This window comes from Candidatus Pelagibacter communis (assembly GCF_001180225.1).
In the GTDB taxonomy this organism is placed as follows: Bacteria; Pseudomonadota; Alphaproteobacteria; order Pelagibacterales; family Pelagibacteraceae; genus Pelagibacter; species Pelagibacter ubique_D.
In genome coordinates this window covers 155,147-173,376 of sequence record NZ_CVST01000034.1, presented here as the reverse complement: position 1 = coordinate 173,376, position 18,230 = coordinate 155,147, and the positions used below count along the sequence as shown (strand labels likewise).

17 protein-coding genes and 1 other RNA gene are annotated in these 18,230 nt (G+C 32.6%); 16 read left to right on the top strand and 2 right to left on the bottom strand.

The window, feature by feature from the left end; genetic code table 11:
• Position 1: 1 nt before the first annotated feature.
• A complete protein-coding gene (locus AMN99_RS02570) occupies positions 2-208 on the top strand; it encodes a DUF1737 domain-containing protein (RefSeq protein WP_075506272.1) in 207 nt (68 codons plus the stop codon).
• Here the strand turns inward: AMN99_RS02570 and ssrA are convergent.
• Positions 209-507: a transfer-messenger RNA gene (gene ssrA, locus AMN99_RS02565) on the bottom strand. It abuts the gene before it with no gap.
• Between the two features lie 4 nt (positions 508-511).
• On the opposite strand from ssrA, the gene thyX reads away from it, so the two are divergent.
• Positions 512-1,459: an FAD-dependent thymidylate synthase gene (gene thyX / locus AMN99_RS02560; RefSeq protein WP_075506271.1), complete on the top strand. Its 948-nt coding sequence runs from the start codon at positions 512-514 to the stop codon at positions 1,457-1,459.
• Here thyX and AMN99_RS02555 read toward each other — a convergent pair.
• Positions 1,440-2,264 (bottom strand): Mrp/NBP35 family ATP-binding protein, encoded by an 825-nt coding sequence (locus AMN99_RS02555; RefSeq protein ID WP_075506302.1) that lies wholly within the window; start codon positions 2,262-2,264, stop codon positions 1,440-1,442. The two genes, thyX and AMN99_RS02555, sit on opposite strands and share 20 nt — an antisense overlap.
• A gap of 51 nt (positions 2,265-2,315) precedes the next feature.
• Between AMN99_RS02555 and hflK the strand changes: the two genes are divergently transcribed.
• The 14 genes from hflK to AMN99_RS02485 all read left to right on the top strand — a co-directional run bounded on the left by hflK (position 2,316) and on the right by AMN99_RS02485 (position 18,229).
• Positions 2,316-3,422 carry an FtsH protease activity modulator HflK gene (gene hflK / locus AMN99_RS02550; RefSeq protein ID WP_075506270.1) on the top strand — a complete coding sequence of 369 codons (1,107 nt, stop codon included), beginning with the start codon at positions 2,316-2,318 and terminating at the stop codon, positions 3,420-3,422.
• Positions 3,423-4,295, top strand: coding sequence for a protease modulator HflC (hflC, locus tag AMN99_RS02545; RefSeq protein WP_075506269.1), 873 nt, complete (start codon positions 3,423-3,425; stop codon positions 4,293-4,295).
• A 7-nt stretch (positions 4,296-4,302) separates the two neighbouring features.
• Positions 4,303-4,488 carry a DUF2065 domain-containing protein gene (locus tag AMN99_RS02540; protein ID WP_075506268.1) on the top strand — a complete coding sequence of 62 codons (186 nt, stop codon included), beginning with the start codon at positions 4,303-4,305 and terminating at the stop codon, positions 4,486-4,488.
• Position 4,489: 1 nt separating this feature from the next.
• The gene (locus AMN99_RS02535; RefSeq protein ID WP_075506267.1) at positions 4,490-5,905 is read left to right on the top strand and encodes a Do family serine endopeptidase; all 1,416 of its coding nucleotides are present in this window, start codon (positions 4,490-4,492) and stop codon (positions 5,903-5,905) included.
• A 2-nt stretch (positions 5,906-5,907) separates the two neighbouring features.
• Positions 5,908-6,816 (top strand): tRNA (adenosine(37)-N6)-dimethylallyltransferase MiaA, encoded by a 909-nt coding sequence (gene miaA, locus AMN99_RS02530; RefSeq protein WP_075506266.1) that lies wholly within the window; start codon positions 5,908-5,910, stop codon positions 6,814-6,816.
• Between the two features lie 52 nt (positions 6,817-6,868).
• A complete protein-coding gene (locus AMN99_RS02525; RefSeq protein ID WP_075506265.1) occupies positions 6,869-8,635 on the top strand; it encodes an acetolactate synthase 3 large subunit in 1,767 nt (588 codons plus the stop codon).
• 5 nt (positions 8,636-8,640) lie between these two features.
• The gene (gene ilvN / locus AMN99_RS02520; RefSeq protein ID WP_075506264.1) at positions 8,641-9,189 is read left to right on the top strand and encodes an acetolactate synthase small subunit; all 549 of its coding nucleotides are present in this window, start codon (positions 8,641-8,643) and stop codon (positions 9,187-9,189) included.
• Positions 9,190-9,206: 17 nt separating this feature from the next.
• Positions 9,207-10,229 carry a ketol-acid reductoisomerase gene (ilvC, locus tag AMN99_RS02515; protein ID WP_075506263.1) on the top strand — a complete coding sequence of 341 codons (1,023 nt, stop codon included), beginning with the start codon at positions 9,207-9,209 and terminating at the stop codon, positions 10,227-10,229.
• An 81-nt stretch (positions 10,230-10,310) separates the two neighbouring features.
• Positions 10,311-11,873 (top strand): ABC transporter substrate-binding protein, encoded by a 1,563-nt coding sequence (locus AMN99_RS02510; RefSeq protein ID WP_075506262.1) that lies wholly within the window; start codon positions 10,311-10,313, stop codon positions 11,871-11,873.
• Positions 11,874-11,935: 62 nt separating this feature from the next.
• Positions 11,936-12,919, top strand: a complete 984-nt coding sequence (locus tag AMN99_RS02505) for an ABC transporter permease (RefSeq protein WP_256998098.1) — start codon at positions 11,936-11,938, stop codon at positions 12,917-12,919.
• Positions 12,912-13,844 carry an ABC transporter permease gene (locus tag AMN99_RS02500; RefSeq protein ID WP_082255138.1) on the top strand — a complete coding sequence of 311 codons (933 nt, stop codon included), beginning with the start codon at positions 12,912-12,914 and terminating at the stop codon, positions 13,842-13,844. Before AMN99_RS02505 ends, AMN99_RS02500 begins: the two co-directional genes overlap by 8 nt.
• Entirely contained in the window at positions 13,841-15,520 is a 1,680-nt protein-coding gene (locus AMN99_RS02495) for a dipeptide ABC transporter ATP-binding protein (RefSeq protein WP_082255140.1), read from the top strand. The genes AMN99_RS02500 and AMN99_RS02495 overlap by 4 nt, the downstream gene beginning before the upstream one ends.
• A 103-nt stretch (positions 15,521-15,623) precedes the next feature.
• Positions 15,624-17,195 (top strand): 2-isopropylmalate synthase, encoded by a 1,572-nt coding sequence (locus tag AMN99_RS02490; protein ID WP_075506260.1) that lies wholly within the window; start codon positions 15,624-15,626, stop codon positions 17,193-17,195.
• Positions 17,195-18,229 (top strand): rod shape-determining protein, encoded by a 1,035-nt coding sequence (locus AMN99_RS02485; RefSeq protein WP_075506259.1) that lies wholly within the window; start codon positions 17,195-17,197, stop codon positions 18,227-18,229. The genes AMN99_RS02490 and AMN99_RS02485 overlap by 1 nt, the downstream gene beginning before the upstream one ends.
• The last annotated feature ends 1 nt before the right edge of the window (position 18,230 follow it).

Below are 18,230 nucleotides of genomic sequence, written 5' to 3'. Positions count from 1 at the left end.
TATGAAGGGATATAGATTTATTACAGACGATGATACATCAAAATTTTGTCACCGTGTTACTGAAGCATTGTCAAATGGTTGGACTTTATATGGAGAGCCAAAAATGACATTTGATAAAAAGAGAGGTGTTATGCGTTGCGGACAAGCAGTCATAAAAAATTCACCTAAAAAAAAATACTCAAAAAAAATTAATTTATCATCAATATAAAGTAGGGGGCGTTCTGTTGCCAGGTGCCCCGGACCCCGTGCTTAATTAACTAAGTTAATTATGCAGCAAGTGCGTAACTTTCGTTAGCAATTATAAATTAGCCCGTTACGGTGGAACAATCCCGAACGAAAGAATAGCCTTTAGTCACCCGTCGATTCTAGTTCACCCCCGTAAGTTGTAATGGTGGAGGTGGTGGGTACTGCCCCCACGTCCGCAATGGTTATTACGAAATTCGTTTATCGTCGTAGTTGGAAATCCAACATTAATAATATAAAAGTAATTACAACAGATTCAATAACAATCATGAAATTAACAAAAGAACAATCAGAAGAAATAAAAAACCAGCAATCCCAAAGCAATCAAACTAAAAGAGTGACCGCTCCAGAGCTTGAAAAAATACTCTATGAAGCGCTGCCAGCATTAGATCATGGATTTGTAAGAGTAGTTGATTATATGGGTGATGACACGTCTATAGTTCAGTCAGCAAGAGTATCTTATGGAAAAGGGACAAAGCAAGTTTCAACAGATAAAGGTTTAATAAAATACTTGATGAGACATTGGCACAGTACGCCATTTGAAATGTGTGAAATAAAATATCATATTAAACTTCCAATATTTATTGCAAGGCAATGGATCAGACATAGAACTGCCAACGTAAATGAATACTCCGCAAGATATTCAATTTTAGATAAAGAATTTTATTTACCAACTAAAGAAAATTTAGCAGCGCAATCTACTAGCAATAGACAAGGAAGAGGAGATGTCCTTGAAGGAAAACAAGCAGAAGAAGTTTTAGAACTTTTGAAAAGTGATGCAGAGAGAACTTATGACAATTATGAAACAATGCTTAATGAAAGATATGATGGTTCAACAATTGACGAGAATAAAAAAGGATTAGCAAGAGAACTTGCTAGAATGAACCTAACATTAAATACTTATACCCAGTGGTATTGGAAAACTGATTTATTAAATTTAATGAATTTTTTAAGGTTGAGAGCTGACAGTCACGCTCAGTATGAAATAAGAGTGTATGCAGATATAATGTTAGATACAGTTAAAAAATGGGTACCGATAACTTATGATGCATTTATGGATTACAGAGTAGGAGGAACAGAGGTTTCTGCTAAAGGAAAAGTAATAATTCAAAATCTCATTAAAGGTGAAGATGTAGATATTGAGAGTTCAGGTCTATCTAAAAGAGAATGGAATGAATTAATGGCTGCTTTTGATCTTAAAGATAAATTGATTTAATCTTTTCAGCAAAATCTAGATATATTTTTGAAATTTGATGGTCTGGGTCTGACTCGACTATTGGTTTTCCTTGATCACCAGAATTTCCAACTTCAGGATTAATTGGTATTTCTCCTAAAAAATCTTTTTGAAATTCTTCTGCTGTTTTTTTTACTCCACCTTCTCCAAATATCTTGTACTTCTTTCCGTCATCCCCAACAAAAAAACTCATGTTGTCAACTAAACCTAAAATTTTAACTCCAAGTTTATCAAACATTTTAATTCCTCTTTTTACATCCAAAAGAGCAACTTCTTGTGGAGTTGATACAATTATTGCACCATCCATTTTAATTTCTTGTGAAAAAGTTAATTGAGTGTCACCAGTTCCTGGAGGCATATCAACAATTATAAAATCTAAATCTTTCCAATTAACCTTCTGAGTAAAAGTTTTAATTGCACTCGTCACCATTGGACCACGCCAAATCATCGGAGTTTGTTGATCTGCTAAAAATCCAATTGACATACATTGAATGTCATATTTTGTTATAGGATCTAATTTTTGACCGTCACTTTTTGGCTTTTCATTAATATCAAACATTTTTGGAATTGAAGGGCCATAAATATCAGCATCTAACAATCCAACTTTGCATTCAACTTTTTTTAATGCCAATGCAAGATTCGTTGCAAATGTAGATTTACCTACACCACCTTTTGCACTCGAGATTGCAATAGTAAACTTAGTTCCTAAAATTGGATTTTTTGTAAAAACTCTAGGCTCAACCTTCTTTTTCATTGCGTCACTTAGTTCTGTCTTTTTATCTGACATAAAACTATCCTTACTTGTTTTTTGCGATAAAGACACTATATACTTTGTCATATGTCAGATGATTTCAGAGGCAGAGGCGGAAGCCCATGGGGAACACCTCCAGGAGGTGGTAGCGGAGGCAATGGTTCAGGAAGAGGACCAACACCACCAAACGTAGATGAAATCATAAGAGAGTTTCAAGATAAAATAAGAAAGTTTTTACCTGGTGGAAAATCTTCAGGTGGAAAGTCTATTGGATTAATTTTATTGGTCTTAGCCTTTGTATGGCTTGCAAGTGGGCTTTATAGAGTATTACCTGATGAACAAGGAGTTGTTCTTAGATTTGGAAAATTTGTTAAAACTACTCAACCTGGATTGAACTATCATATTCCTTTTCCAGTTGAGACTGTTCAAACTCCAAAAGTAACTAAAGTAAATAGAATCGATATTGGATTTAGGTCTGAAAGAGATAGTGGTTTTTCTACAGGTGGAGGAGTTGCAGATGTTCCTCAAGAAAGTTTAATGCTTACTGGTGATGAAAACATTGTAAATATCGATTTTTCAGTATTTTGGGTTATCAAAGATGCTGGAAATTTTTTATTTAAAATTCAGGATCCTGTAGGAACTGTTAAAGCAGCAGCAGAAACAGCAATGAGAGAAGTAATTGCTAAAAGTGATATTCAACCAATATTAACAGAAGGTAGATCAAGCATTGAGATTGAAACTCAAGAAATTATTCAAAGCATTTTAGATGATTATGAGAGTGGAATTCAAATTACACAAGTTCAAACACAAAAAGCTGACCCACCAGATCAAGTTATTGATGCATTTAGAGATGTTCAAGCTGCAAGAGCAGATATGGAAAGATCTAAAAACGAAGCCGAAGCTTATGCAAACGATGTGATCCCAAGAGCAAGAGGGGAAGCTCAGAAAATTTTACAAGCTGCAGAAGCTTATAAAAAAGAAGTTGTTGCTAAAGCTGAAGGTGAAGCTAGTAGATTTTTAGCAATTTACAATGAGTATGCTAAAGCAAAACAAGTGACTCAAGAAAGAATGTTTTTAGAGACAATGGAAACGGTTTTAGCAGATATAAATAAAATTATCATAGATAAAGAGTCTGGTTCAGGTGTGGTGCCATATCTACCATTGCCAGAGCTTAAAAAGAAAGAGACAAATTAAATGAAAGCTGGAAAAATAGTAGCTGGAATATTAATTTTAATTGGTGTTGTAGCGTTCCTATCAGTAATTATAGTCAAAGAAGTTAATCAAGCGATAATTCTTCAATTTGGTGACCCAAAAAGAATTATAATGAAACCTGGCTTAAACTTTAAGATTCCATTTATTCAAAACGTTGTTTATTTAGATAAAAGGATTTTAAATTTAGATACCCCGCCCGAGGAAGTAATTGCATCTGACCAAAAAAGATTAATTGTTGATGCTTTTGCGAGATTTCAAATAGTTGATCCTTTGAAATTTTATATTTCTGTTGGAGACGAAAGGGTTGCAAGATCAAGATTATCTACGATTATAAACTCAAGAATTAGAAATGTTTTGGGTCAAGAAGAATTACAAACTTTGCTATCACAAGATAGATCAAAACAAATGTCTTTGATTAAAGATGGAGTTAATAATGAAGCGCAAAATTTTGGAATAAATATTGTAGATGTAAGAATAAAAAGAGCTGATCTTCCTACGGCAAACAGTGATGCAATTTATAGAAGAATGCAGACTGAGAGGGAAAGAGAAGCAAAGGAATTTAGAGCAAAAGGTGCTGAGATGGCAGTAACAATTACTTCGACTGCTGACAAAGAAGTAACCGTGATACTAGCAGATGCTCAAAAAAAATCTGAAATTATGAAAGGAGAAGGTGATGGAGAAAGAAACAAAATTTTCGCTGAAGCTTTTGGAAAAGATCCTGAATTTTTTGCTTTTTATAGATCTATGCAAGCTTATGGTAAGGCATTTAATGCAGGAGAAACATCAATGATCTTGTCTCCTGATAGTGAATTTTTCAAATTTTTTGGAAATATAAATCCTGATATTAAACAATAGTTTTTAGATGAATGAGCTAGTCATAGCTTTTGGTCTTTTTTTATTTATAGAGGGAATTTTATATGCCTTATTTCCAGCAAAAATGAAAAGTATGCTTAAAAAACTTGAACTTGTTAAAGATAGTCAACTAAGATCAGGAGGACTTATTTTTGCAGTTATAGGTTTTGTGATTATTTATTTTATTAAAAGTTAATATGAAAAAATTAAAATTTATTGTTTTAACAATTATATTTTCTCTAAGTTTTTCATTACAATCAAACTCTAGGCCTGTTCCAGAATCATTTGCAGATCTTGCAGAAAAATTGATGCCCTCTGTAGTAAATATTTCTACATCAACCACTGTAGTTACAAATAATAATTCTTTTCCATTTCAATTCCCTCCAGGCTCTCCATTTGAAGATATGTTTAAAGAATTTGGAACTCCTCAAGAGAGAAAATCAGCAGCTTTGGGTTCTGGATTTATTATTGATGAGAAGGGGGTAGTAGTTACAAATAATCACGTGATTCAGGATGCTGATGATATTATAGTTAGAGTTAACGGAGACCAAGAATATAAAGCAAAAGTGCTTGGTGCTGATCCTTTAATGGATATAGCAGTGTTACAATTAGATACAGAAGATAAATTTAAACCAGTTGGCTTTGGAGACTCAGATAAAGCAAGAATTGGTGATTGGGTTTTAGCAATTGGAAATCCATTTGGTCTTGGAGGAACAGTAACTGCTGGAATTATTTCAGCAAGGAACAGATCTATTGGGTTATCAAGATATGAAGATTTTATTCAAACAGATGCATCAATAAATTCAGGAAATTCAGGTGGACCTTTATTTGACATGGAAGGAAATGTAATTGGAATTAATACAGCCATCTTGGGAAGAAATGGTTCTATTGGTATAGGATTTTCAATTCCATCAAACAGCGCTCAACAAGTAATCAAACAACTTATAGAGTTTGGCGAAACAAAAAGAGGTTGGTTAGGTGTAAGAATTCAAGATGTAACAAAAGAAATTGCTGAAGTTGAAGATCTAGATAAACCAAGAGGTGCTTTAGTTGCAAGCGTTGCTGAAAATAGTCCCTCTGAAAAAGCAGGAATTCAGGCTGGAGATATTATTTTGGAGTTTAATGGAGTTGAGATTAAGCAAATGAAAGAGTTACCAGCAATTGTTGCAAGAACAGAAGTTGGAAAAAATGTAGATGTAAAAATTTGGAGAAATAAAAAAGAAATAACTAAAAAGGTTTTGTTAGGAAGATTAGAAACCTCTGATGATTTTAAAGTAAGTGAAAATCCAAAAAAAGATGAAAATAATTTAGATGAAATTATTGAGAATTTAAGAATATCAGTAAGACCTTTAACTAAAGAGGATATAAAAAACCGTAAATTACCAAACCAAACCACAGGATTAGTAATTACTAATATGGCTAACAACAGTCCTTTAGTAAACTCAATTGAGATTAATAGTATTATTATTGAAGCTCAGAAGAAAAAAATAAAATCAGCAGATGATTTAAGAGATATCACTCAAAAAGCAATAAACTCAAATCAAAAAACTATTTTAATTGCGATTTATAACAATCAAAATCAACGAAGATATATTGGTGTTAAATTAGATTAGTAATGGATTTAAAATCCAAGATAATTTTAATTTCAGGACCCACTGCATCTGGAAAATCAAGTTTTGCAATTAAACTTGCAAAAAAAATTAAAGGGGAAATTATTAATGCTGATAGTATGCAAGTTTATAAGCAACTTAAAATTTTGTCTGCAAGACCTAGTCCAAAAAATTATCAATCAATAAAACATCATCTATATGGTTTCCAAGATGCAAAGAAAAGTTTTTCAACCGGTGATTGGCTTAAAATTGCAAATAAAAAAATAATTGAAGTTAAAAATAGAAAAAAAATTCCAATTCTTGTTGGAGGTACTGGACTTTATTTTAAAGCATTGACTGATGGTTTGGTTCAAATTCCAAATATTCCAGTAAGGTTTAGAAATCGAATTCGAAATTTAAATAAAAAAATTGGCCAAAATAAATTTTATAAGCAATTATTAAAACTAGATCCTCTATCAAAAAATAAAATTAATCCAACAGATACCCAAAGATCAATAAGAGCTTTTGAAGTTAAAAAGTTTACAAAGAAGTCTCTTCATGAATGGTTTAAAAATACTAAATCAAATTATTTAGAGGAGGATTTTGTCAAATTTTATATTGATTATCCACGTGATGAGTTGGTTGAAAGAATTCATCAAAGAACTGGTAAAATGATTAAAATGGGTGCTGTTAATGAGGTTAAAAGATTTCTAAAACTAAAAATTAATGCGCATATGACTGCATACAAAGCAATTGGAATAAATGAAATTCAGGAATATTTAGCAAAAGAAAAAAAAATTGATGAAATCAAAGAAAAAATATCAATAAAAACTAGACAATACGCTAAAAGACAAAGCACATGGGCTCGAGGAAACATGAGTGATTGGGTTAAACTCAAGCCATCTGAGATTAATAATTTTTTAAAAAAAATTTAATTTTTCCATACTTAACCTTGACCAATTAGCACAACTTCAGCTAGATTGCGAAATGCCAAAATTATTAACTGGAGCTGAAATCGTATTTAAGTGTCTTGAAGACCAAAAGGTAAATCATATCTTTGGTTATCCTGGTGGTGCTGTACTGCCAATATATGATGAGTTAAAAAACCATCCATCTATTAAACATATTCTTGTAAGACACGAGCAAGGTGCAGGTCATGCAGCAGAAGGTTATGCGAGATCATCAGGAAAACCTGGTGTTGTTCTAGTTACATCAGGCCCAGGTGCAACCAATGTAGTTACTGCTTTAACTGACGCATACATGGACTCAGTCCCAATGGTCTGTATTTCGGGTCAAGTTCCAACACACCTGATTGGTACTGATGCATTTCAAGAATGTGATACAACAGGAATAACAAGACCATGTACAAAGCATAACTGGTTAGTAAAAGATATTAATGAACTTTCAGATGTTATGCATGAAGCATTTAAAGTTGCAACAACTGGAAGACCTGGCCCAGTATTAATTGATATTCCAAAAGATATTCAATTTGCAAAAGCAAAATATAAAAAACCAAAAAAAGAAAAAAGTTTAAATGGCAAATCTCACAATAAGTTTTCAACTGATGAAATTGACCAATTAATTAATTTAATTAGTAAAACAAAGAAGCCAATAATTTATAGTGGTGGAGGCGTAATTAATTCAGGACCAAAAGCAAGTGAGGCTCTTAGAAAATTTGTTGAACTAACTGGATTTCCAATTACTTCAACTTTGCAAGGTTTAGGTGCTTATCCAGGAGATGATAATCAATTTTTAGGAATGTTAGGAATGCATGGAACATATGAAGCAAACAATGCAATGCATGACTGTGATTTATTAATTAATATTGGTGCAAGATTTGATGACCGTATTACTGGAAAAATTGATGAGTTCTCTCCTAATTCAAAAAAAGTTCATATTGATATTGATCCATCATCAATTAATAAAATTATTAAAGTAGATCTTGCAATCGTAGGTGATGTAACGAAAGTAATTGATAAAGTAAACAAAACAATTGTTAAAAAGAAAAATGGTAATGGTAAATCAAATAAACCAAATATTGCAAAATGGTGGGAACAAATTCAAAAATGGAGAAGTAAAGACTCTTTAAATTTCATTAACAGTGAAGATAGCATAAAACCTCAGCATGCTGTTCAAAGACTTTATGAGTTAACAAAAAATAAAGATACTTATGTAACAACAGAAGTAGGTCAGCATCAAATGTGGGCTGCTCAACATTATAAATTTAACAAACCCAATAGATGGATGACTTCAGGTGGATTAGGAACTATGGGTTATGGATTACCAGCAGCTGTTGGAGTTCAAGTAGCTCATCCAGAAAAATTAGTTATTGATATTGCTGGAGAAGCCTCAGTTTTAATGACAATGCAAGAGATGTCCACGGCTGTTCAATATAATTTGCCAATAAAAATATTTATTTTGAACAACCAGTACATGGGAATGGTAAGACAGTGGCAAGAGCTGCTTCATGAAAAGAATTATTCTGAAAGTTATTCAGAAGCATTACCAGATTTTATGAAAATGGCTGATGCTTATGGCTGTAAAGGAATTAAGGCTGATAATCCATTAGAGCTGGATGAAAAAATTCAAGAAATGGTTGACCATAATGGTCCTGTTATTTTTGATTGTCATGTGGATCCAAATGAAAACTGTTTTCCAATGATACCTTCAGGTAAACCTCATAATCAAATGATCTTAGGACCAAATGATCAAGAAGAGAATAAAATAAAAGGAAAAGGCAAAGCCTTAGTTTAATCAAAATGCCAAAATCAAAGTCAGCTTATAGCTCTCCATCTATAAAACAAAAATCAGATACTTATATTTTTGTAGTTTGGGTAGATAATGAAGCGGGTGTTCTTGCAAGAGTGGTTGGTCTTTTTTCTGGCAGAGGTTATAATATTGAGTCTTTGGCGGTAGCAGAAATTGATGCTATCAAAAACATATCCAGAATAACAATTGTAACAACTGGAACACCACAAGTAATTGACCAGATTAGACTGCAATTAACCAAATTAGTTCCTGTACACAAAGTTGCTGAATTTAAAAGAGACGATAAAGACGTGATTTTTAAAGAGATGGCTTTATTTAAAATTGTAGGTAAAAAAAATAAAATTGAAAAATGTTTAAATGCTTGTAAAAAATTTAACCCAGTAGTATTGGATGAAACAAAATCATCTGCAGTTATTCAAATAACAGCACTTAGACGAGAGATTGATAAAATGAACAAAAAATTAAAACCCTTGGGACTTATAAGCACTTCAAGAACAGGGGCTGTTGCAATGACAAGAGGTGCAAAAATTTTTAACTAATTAATAGGAGATAAATTATGAAAATGTTTTATGAAAAAGATGCAGATGTAGATTTAATTAAAAATAAAAAAATTGCGATTTTTGGTTATGGGAGCCAAGGTCACGCTCACGCACTTAATCTAAAGGATAGTGGAGTTAAAGAAATTGTTGTTGCGTTAAGAGAAGGTTCATCAAGTGTTGCTAAAGCTGAATCAAAAGGTTTAAAAGTGATGAATTTATCTGATGCAGCTGCTTGGGCAGATGTTGTTATGATATTAACTCCAGATGAATTACAAGCTGAAATTTATAAAAATCATATTGAACAAAGAGTGAGAGAAGGAACAAGTATTGCTTTTGCTCATGGTTTAAATGTTCACTATGACTTAATTAAAGCAAGAAAAGATTTAGATGTATTTATGGTTGCTCCAAAAGGACCTGGTCATTTAGTAAGAAGCGAATATGAAAAAGGTGGTGGAGTTCCATGTTTGTTTGCTGTTCATCAAGATGGATCTGGTAAAGCAAGAGATTTAGCTCTTTCCTATGCTTCAGCAGTAGGTGGAGGAAGATCAGGTATTATTGAAACTACTTTCAAAGACGAAGTTGAAACAGACTTATTTGGTGAACAAACTGTTTTATGTGGTGGTTTGGTTGAACTAATTAAAAATGGATATGAAACTTTAGTTGAAGCTGGGTATGAACCAGAGATGGCATATTTCGAAACAGTTCATGAAGTTAAACTAATTGTTGATTTGATCTATGAAGGTGGAATTGCAAATATGAATTATTCAATTTCAAATACTGCTGAATATGGTGAGTATCAATCTGGTCCAAGAATTATCAATAAGGAAGAAACAAAGAAAAGAATGAAAGAAGTTTTGGCAGATATTCAATCAGGTAAATTTACCAAAGAGTGGATGGATGAGTGTAAAACTGGTCAAAAAAACTTTTTAGCAACTAGAGCGAAATTGGCTGAACATTCTGTAGAAAAAGTTGGCGCAGAGCTAAGAGCCATGATGCCTTGGATAAGTAAGAAAAAATTAGTTGATAGCGATAAAAGTTAATTATTAATAGAATTTTATATCTGTAATAATCTTTTTTTTTCACTTATAATTTTTTTTATAAATTTAAAAAAGAGGTTAATTATGAAGGCTAAAAATTTAGTAAGAATATTACTATCATTAGTTCTAGTATTTGGATTTTCTTCAGCATGGGCAAAAACCATCAAATGGTCAATGCAAGGAGACAGTCTTACACTAGATCCACACGCACAAAACGAAGGTCCAACTACTCAAGTATCTAGACAAGTTTATGAAGCTCTTGTTCAAAGAGCAGTAGATATGAAAATTGAACCAGCGTTAGCAAGAAAATGGACAACTACAGATCCTAATACTTGGATCTTTAATTTAAGAGAAGATGTAAAATTTTCTGATGGTTCTAAAATGACATCAGCTGATGTTGTATTTAGTATATTAAGAGCTAAACAAAGAACATCTGATTTCAAAGAATATATCAGCACAATATCTGATGTTAAAGCGGTTGGGGAATATGCTGTTAAAATTACAACAAGTAAACCAAACCCTATACTTTTAAATCAATTGTCTAACATTTTTATAATGTCTAGAGCTTGGTCTGAGAAAAACTTTGCAATGTCTCCTCAGAATTGGGATGCAGGACAAGAAACCTTTTCAGCAACTAATGCTTTGGGAACGGGTCCATTTAAAATTACTTTGAGAGAACCGAACACAAAAACAGTGTTTAAAAGAAATAAGCATTGGTGGGGTGATATGGAAGATGATGGCATAAAGCAAATTGAGTTACTTCCAATTAAAAATGCTGCAACAAGAGTAGCTGCCTTACTATCTGGTGAGATTGATTTAGTGACTGATGCACCTGTTCAAGATTTAAAAAGAATTGGTTCTTCTTCAGGACATCAAGTTGTAAGTACACCGCAGATGAGAACAATCTTTTTAGGAATGGATCAAGCAGCAGATAAATTAAGAACTGGAAACACTGGTGATAATCCTTTCAAGAAAAAAGAAGTTAGACAAGCGCTTTATCAAGCAATTGATATTGAAGCCATTAAGAAAAAAGTAATGAGAGGTCTAAGTGAACCTGCGGGAATAATAACTTTCCCTGGAGTAAACGGTTATACAGCTGAACTTGACAAAAGATTACCATATGATCCAGAAGCCTCTAAAAAATTATTAGCTGAAGCTGGATATCCTAATGGGTTTGAAGTTGAATTAAGATGTCCTAACGACAGGTATGTAAATGACGAAGCCATCTGCACAGCAGTTGTTGGAATGCTAGGTAAAGTAGGTGTTAAAGTTAACTTATTTGCTCAAACTAAAAGCAAGCATTTCAAAGAACTTAAAGATAATCAGGGTGATTTTTATATGCTTGGATGGGGAGTTCCAACTTTAGACAGTCATTACGTATTCCATTACTTGTATGAAACAGGGGCTAGTTGGAATAGAGTTAATTTCAGTAATGCTGAAGTAGATGCAGCTATAAGAGTTATGGAAGGTGAAGTTGACTTAGAAAAAAGAAATGCTGCAATTGCTAAAGCTTGGAAAATTGTAAAAGATGATATTGCTTATCTTCCTTTACACCACCAAGTAATTTCTTGGGCATCTAAAAGTAACGTAAATGTTCCTATCAGACCTAATAACGAACCGTTATTTAGAGCTGCTAGCGTAAATTAAATAAAAATTATTATAAGCCCCTTAAATTTATAAGGGGCTTATAAATTTAAAATCCTCATAAATTGATAAAGTATTTTTTTAAAAGATTATTTCAATCAGCCTTGGTAATGCTAGTTGTTGCCTTTGTTTCTTTCTCTTTATTTAATTTTGTTGGAGACCCAATAAATAACATGGTTGGAGAAGAAACTTCAGATGAAGAGAGAGCTGAATTAAGAGAAACATTGGGTTTAATGGATCCAATTCATGTTCAATTTTCAAGATTTGTAATTAATGCGTCTAAAGGAGAGTTTGGTATTTCTTATCAATTAAGAAGACCGGTGTCTGAACTGATTGTTGAGAGATTGCCAGCTACTATTGAGCTCGTTGTGATTTCTGCTTTGATAGCTTTAGTGATAGGAACTCTTTTAGGAGTTTATACGGGTATAAATAGAAAAGGTTTTTTAAGTGACTTAGTTTTAGCAATTTCATTGCTCGGAGTGTCACTTCCGACATTTGTAATTGGGATATTATTTATTTATTTATTTGCGGTAATTCTAGGAGTGCTTCCCTCGTTTGGTAGAGGAGAAGTTGTTGATATAGGATTTTGGACAACAGGTTTTTTAACAGTTTCAGGTCTTAAAGCGATAATTCTTCCATCAGTTACATTAAGTCTTTTTCAAATGACATATATCATCAGGCTAGTAAGAGCTGAAATGATGGAAATCTTACAAACCGATTATATAAAATTTGCTCGAGCACGTGGAATTAGTGAAGATAGTATTAAATATAAACATGCACTAAAAAATGGCTTGATACCTGTAATAACGATTGCTGGGATTAATATTGGAACTTTAATCGCGTTTTCAATTATTACCGAAACTGTTTTTCAATGGCCTGGAATGGGTTTCTTGTTTATTCAAGCTGTTCAGTTTGTAGATATACCAATTATGTCAGCTTATTTAGTTTTTATTGCATTTGTTTTTGTAATGATAAATTTTATAGTTGATATTCTGTATTATTTTATTGATCCAAGGATTAGAGTTAAAGGAGATACAGCAAGTGGATAATAATTTGAATTTAACAAGATGGGAAAGAATTAAGGATAGCGATATCTATCATAGCTTCATAAAGTCTCCTACGGCAATCATATCTTCAGTAATTCTATTTGTTATTTTTTTCTGTTCTTTTTTTATTGAATTTTTAACACCTTACACTCCTTTTGATCCATCATCTTTATCTTTGATGGATGCATTTACACCTCCGTCTTGGACAGAGGATGGTTTAGCGAAATTTATTCTTGGAACAGATGGTCAAGGAAGAGATATGTTATCAACCATTTTATATGGGTGCAGGATATCCCTTATCGTTGGTTTTGCTGCAATTATATTTAGTTTAGTTCTTGGCGTTGGTTTAGGATTAACAGCTGGATATTTTGGTGGCAAATATGAAATGGTAGTAATGAGACTTACAGATGTTCAGCTGACTGTACCAAGTATATTAATGGCACTATTGGTTGATGGAATAGCAAGAGGATTAATTTCAAGAGAAATGCATGATGAAATGGCAATCTATGTTTTGATTTTTGCTATTGGAATTTCCGAATGGCCACAGTTTGCAAGAGTATCTAGAGCAGCAACTTTGGTAGAAAAAAATAAAGACTATGTTTCTGCCTCAACGATAATCGGTGTTTCAAATATAGTAATTATGTTTAAACATATTCTGCCAAATATTATGAGACCAGTTTTGGTCATCGGTACAATTGGTCTAGCTCTTGCAATCTTGGCAGAGTCGACTTTAAGCTTTTTGGGTGTTGGGGTTCCTCCAACAACTCCTTCTTTGGGAACATTAATAAGATTGGGAAATGATTTTTTATTTTCAGGAGAATGGTGGATTACATTTTTCCCAGCAATTTTTTTGGTGATTTTAGCTTTTTCCATTAACTTATTAGGAGATTGGATGAGAGACACTCTAAATCCAAAATTAAAAAAATGAGTTTTTTAAAAATAAATAATTTAAGTGTTGATTATAAAATGCGTAAAGAGACTGTTTACGCAGCCAAAAACGTTAATATTGAAGTAAATAAAGGTGAAATTTTAGGATTGGTTGGAGAGTCTGGTTCTGGAAAAAGCACTGTTGGAAACGCTATTATTAATTTAATTGATGAGCCAGGAAAGGTTTCAAGTGGCTCAGTAATTTTGGGAAACTTAAATATTCATGAAAACTCAGAGAGTATAATTAAATATCGAGGTAATAAAATTGGATTAATATTTCAAGACCCACAAACATCTTTAAATCCAATATTAACAGTTGGTGAACAATTAATTGAAACTATACAAACTCATCTAAATTTAAACAAAGAGGAATCAAAAAATAAATCCATAAATTTACTAAAAGAAGTTGGAATTAAGGATGCTGAAAAAAGATTTAATGATTATCCTCATCAGTTTTCAGGAGGAATGAGACAAAGAGTGGTAATTTCTTTGGCCTTATGTTGCGAACCAGAATTACTGATTGCCGATGAACCTACTACTGCCCTAGATGTTTCTATTCAATCACAGATTTTAGATTTAATTAAAAAATTAACAAAAGAAAGAAACTTAGCTGTGATTTTAATCACTCATGATATGGGTGTTATTGCTGAAACAGCCAATCGTGTAGCTGTGATGAAAAGTGGAAATTTAGTCGAAATTGGTGAAACAAAAAAAATATTAACAACTCCCCAACAAAGTTATACCAAAAGTCTTGTAAGTTCGGTTCCACCTACAAACAAGAAAATTTCAAGATTTGTAATAGTAGAAAAAAACAAAAAAAATAAAGAAAATAATATCAAAATTTTGAATAGATGGACTAAAAAAGAAATTACCAACCAAGATTTAGTTCAAGTTAAAAATCTTAATAAAAGTTTTGATGACAATTTTTTTACAGAAAATTCTAAAAATTCAGTGTTAGCTGTAAATAATGTTTCATTTGAAATAAAAGAAGGTGAGTCATTTGGATTGGTAGGTGAAAGTGGTAGTGGAAAATCAACTATTGCAAAAATGATTGTAAATTTATTTAAACCTTCATCAGGAGATATATTTTTTGATAACACTTGTATTACAAAGATAAAAAATAGGTCTGAACTAATGAAATTTAGAAAACAAATACAAATGATTTTTCAAGATCCCTATTCATCACTAAATGGAAGATTGAAAGTAAAAGATATTATTGCTGAGCCTATTACGCTTCACAATCCCTCGGTATCTAATTCTGATCTAAATAATTATGTCTACGATTTATTAGACTCTGTCGAGATGTCTCAAAAATCAGCAGATAGATATCCTCATGAATTTTCTGGTGGTCAAAGACAAAGAATTTCGATCGCGAGAGCTTTAGCAACTCAGCCAAGACTCTTAGTTTGTGATGAACCCACATCTGCATTAGACGTTAGTATTCAAGCACAAATATTAAATTTATTAAAAGATCTTCAAGATCAATTAAATTTAACTATTTTATTTATTAGCCATGACTTACCGGTTGTAAGACAAATGTGTGATAGAATTGGAGTTCTAAAAGATGGCAAGTTATGTGAAGTTTCAAATACTGAGGATTTATTTTTGAACCCTTCTCATGAATACACAAAGGAACTTTTGCACTTGATGCCTAAAATTGAGTCTATTTATAATTAATTTTTGTATCACCTAAAATGGACGAAAAAATTTAGCTATTTATACTAATTATTTTGCAATCTCTCTTATAGATTGTATTATAGATTCTCCAAAAATTTTTATTATGAGCGACAAAGATAGAGTCTTTATATTTGATACAACTATGCGTGATGGTGAGCAATCACCTGGCGCATCAATGAGTTTGGAAGAAAAAATTCAGATTGCTCGAGTGTTTGATGAACTGGGAATTGATATTATCGAAGCAGGTTTTCCTATAGCATCACCAGGAGATTTTGAGGCAGTTTCTGAAGTTAGTAAGATTTTAAAAAATTCTATACCAGCAGGATTATCTAGACATTCAGTAAAAGATATTGATAGAGCTTATGAAGCACTAAAGCATGCTCCTAGATTTAGAATACATACTTTTATTTCTACAAGTCCATTACATATGAAGCATAAATTAAATATGTCACCTGAAGATGTTTATGAGTCAATTGGTAAACACGTTTCTTATGCAAGAAAATTTACTGATGATGTTGAGTGGTCATGTGAAGATGGGACAAGAACTGATATGGATTATATGTGTAAAACAGTTGAGCTTGCAATTAAAAATGGAGCAACAACAATTAATATTCCTGATACTGTTGGTTATACAATACCTTCTGAGTTCAAAACAATCATTGAAACGCTTTTAAATAAAGTTCCTAACATTGATAAAGCAATTTTATCTACTCATTGTCATAATGATTTAGGTTTAGCGGTAGCTAATTCTTTAGCTGGCGTTCAAGCAGGAGCAAGACAAATTGAATGTACTATAAATGGTTTAGGTGAGAGAGCAGGTAATGCTGCATTAGAAGAAGTTGTAATGGCAATTAAGACAAGACCAGACTTAATGCCTTACGATACTGGAATTAACACAACTTTATTAAGCAAGGCATCAAAGATAGTTTCAAATGCTACTGGATTTCCAGTCCAATATAATAAAGCAATTGTTGGAAAAAATGCATTCGCACATGAGGCAGGTATTCATCAAGATGGAATGTTAAAAAATAGACAGACTTATGAAATTATGACCCCAGAGAGTGTTGGAGTAAAACAAACCTCATTAGTAATGGGTAAACATTCTGGACGTCATGCTTTTAAAGATAAATTAAATAGTTTGGGTTATCCAGATTTAACAGACGATGTAGTAGGAAATGCATTTGCAAAGTTTAAGGTTTTAGCGGATAAGAAAAAACATGTTTATGACGAAGATATTATTGCACTAGTTGATGATAGTTTAATTGTTGATAATAAAGTTAGTGCAATTAATTTAAAATCATTAAAAGTATTTGCCGGTACAGGAGAACCTCAAAAAGCAGAGATGACTCTAGATGTATACGGGGATGTAAAACAAGCTTCAGAAATTGGGGATGGACCAGTTGATGCAATATTTAAATGTATAAAAACTCTTTATCCTCATGATGTAAATTTACAGCTTTATCAAGTACATGCTGTAACCGAAGGTACCGACGCTCAAGCAACCGTAAGTGTAAAAATTGAGGAAAATGGAAAAACTACTGTAGGTCAAGCAGCAGATACCGATACTTTAGTTGCTTCTGCAAATGCTTACATAAATGCTTTAAATAAAATGATAATTAAACGAGATAAAACAGCTCCAATGGAGCAAGAAAGTCAAAAGGTAAGGGGAATATAATGGGATTATTCGATAGCGTTAAAAAGGTATGGAGCCAAGATATGGCGATTGATCTTGGAACAGCAAATACACTAGTAGTATTAAAAGGAAAAGGTGTTGTTCTTAATGAACCTTCTGTTGTTGCGATTGTTGATCAAGGCGGAAAGAAAAATGTTTTAGCTGTTGGAGATGAAGCCAAAACAATGCTTGGAAGAACACCTGGGAATATTAGTGCTATCAGACCTTTAAGAGATGGTGTTATAGCAGACTTTATAGTTACAGAAGAGATGATCAAACACTTTATAAAAAAAGTTCATAAAGGAAGTACTTTCGCTAATCCTAGAATTTTAATATGTGTTCCAACTGGTTCAACACCAGTTGAAAGAAAAGCAATTCAAGATAGCGCATTAGCTGCGGGAGCAAGAAGAGTTCAATTAATTGAAGAACCAATTGCTGCAGCTATTGGAGCTGGACTTCCAATTTCTGAAGCCACAGGGTCAATGATTGTTGACATAGGTGGTGGTACCAGTGAGATAGCAGTCATGTCCCTAGGTGGATTGGTTTATTCTAAATCTTTGAGAGTTGCAGGTGATGCAATGGATACAGCAATAGTTAATTATATGAGAAAAGAATATAATTTGCTTATCGGAGATACTACTGCTGAAAAAATTAAAAAGGAAATGGGTACAGCTGTTCCAACAGGAACTAACACTTACCCAGTAAAAGGTAGAGATTTAAGATCAGGCACTCCTAAAGAAGTAAATATTACCGAGGAAGATACTGCTGAAGCATTAAATGATATATTGAAAGAAATGGTTGGTGCAATCAAAGATGCTTTAGAAAATACTCCTCCTGAATTATCTGCTGATCTAGTAGATATGGGTCTTACTTTAACAGGTGGTGGAGCTTTATTAAAAAATATTGATAAAAGATTCTCAAAGGAAACAGGTTTACCAGTACATGTTGCTGATGATCCATTGTCTTGCGTTGCGGTTGGAACTGGTAAAGCTTTGGATCAAGAAGAAACTTTTTCTACTATGTTATCTGAATATTAAA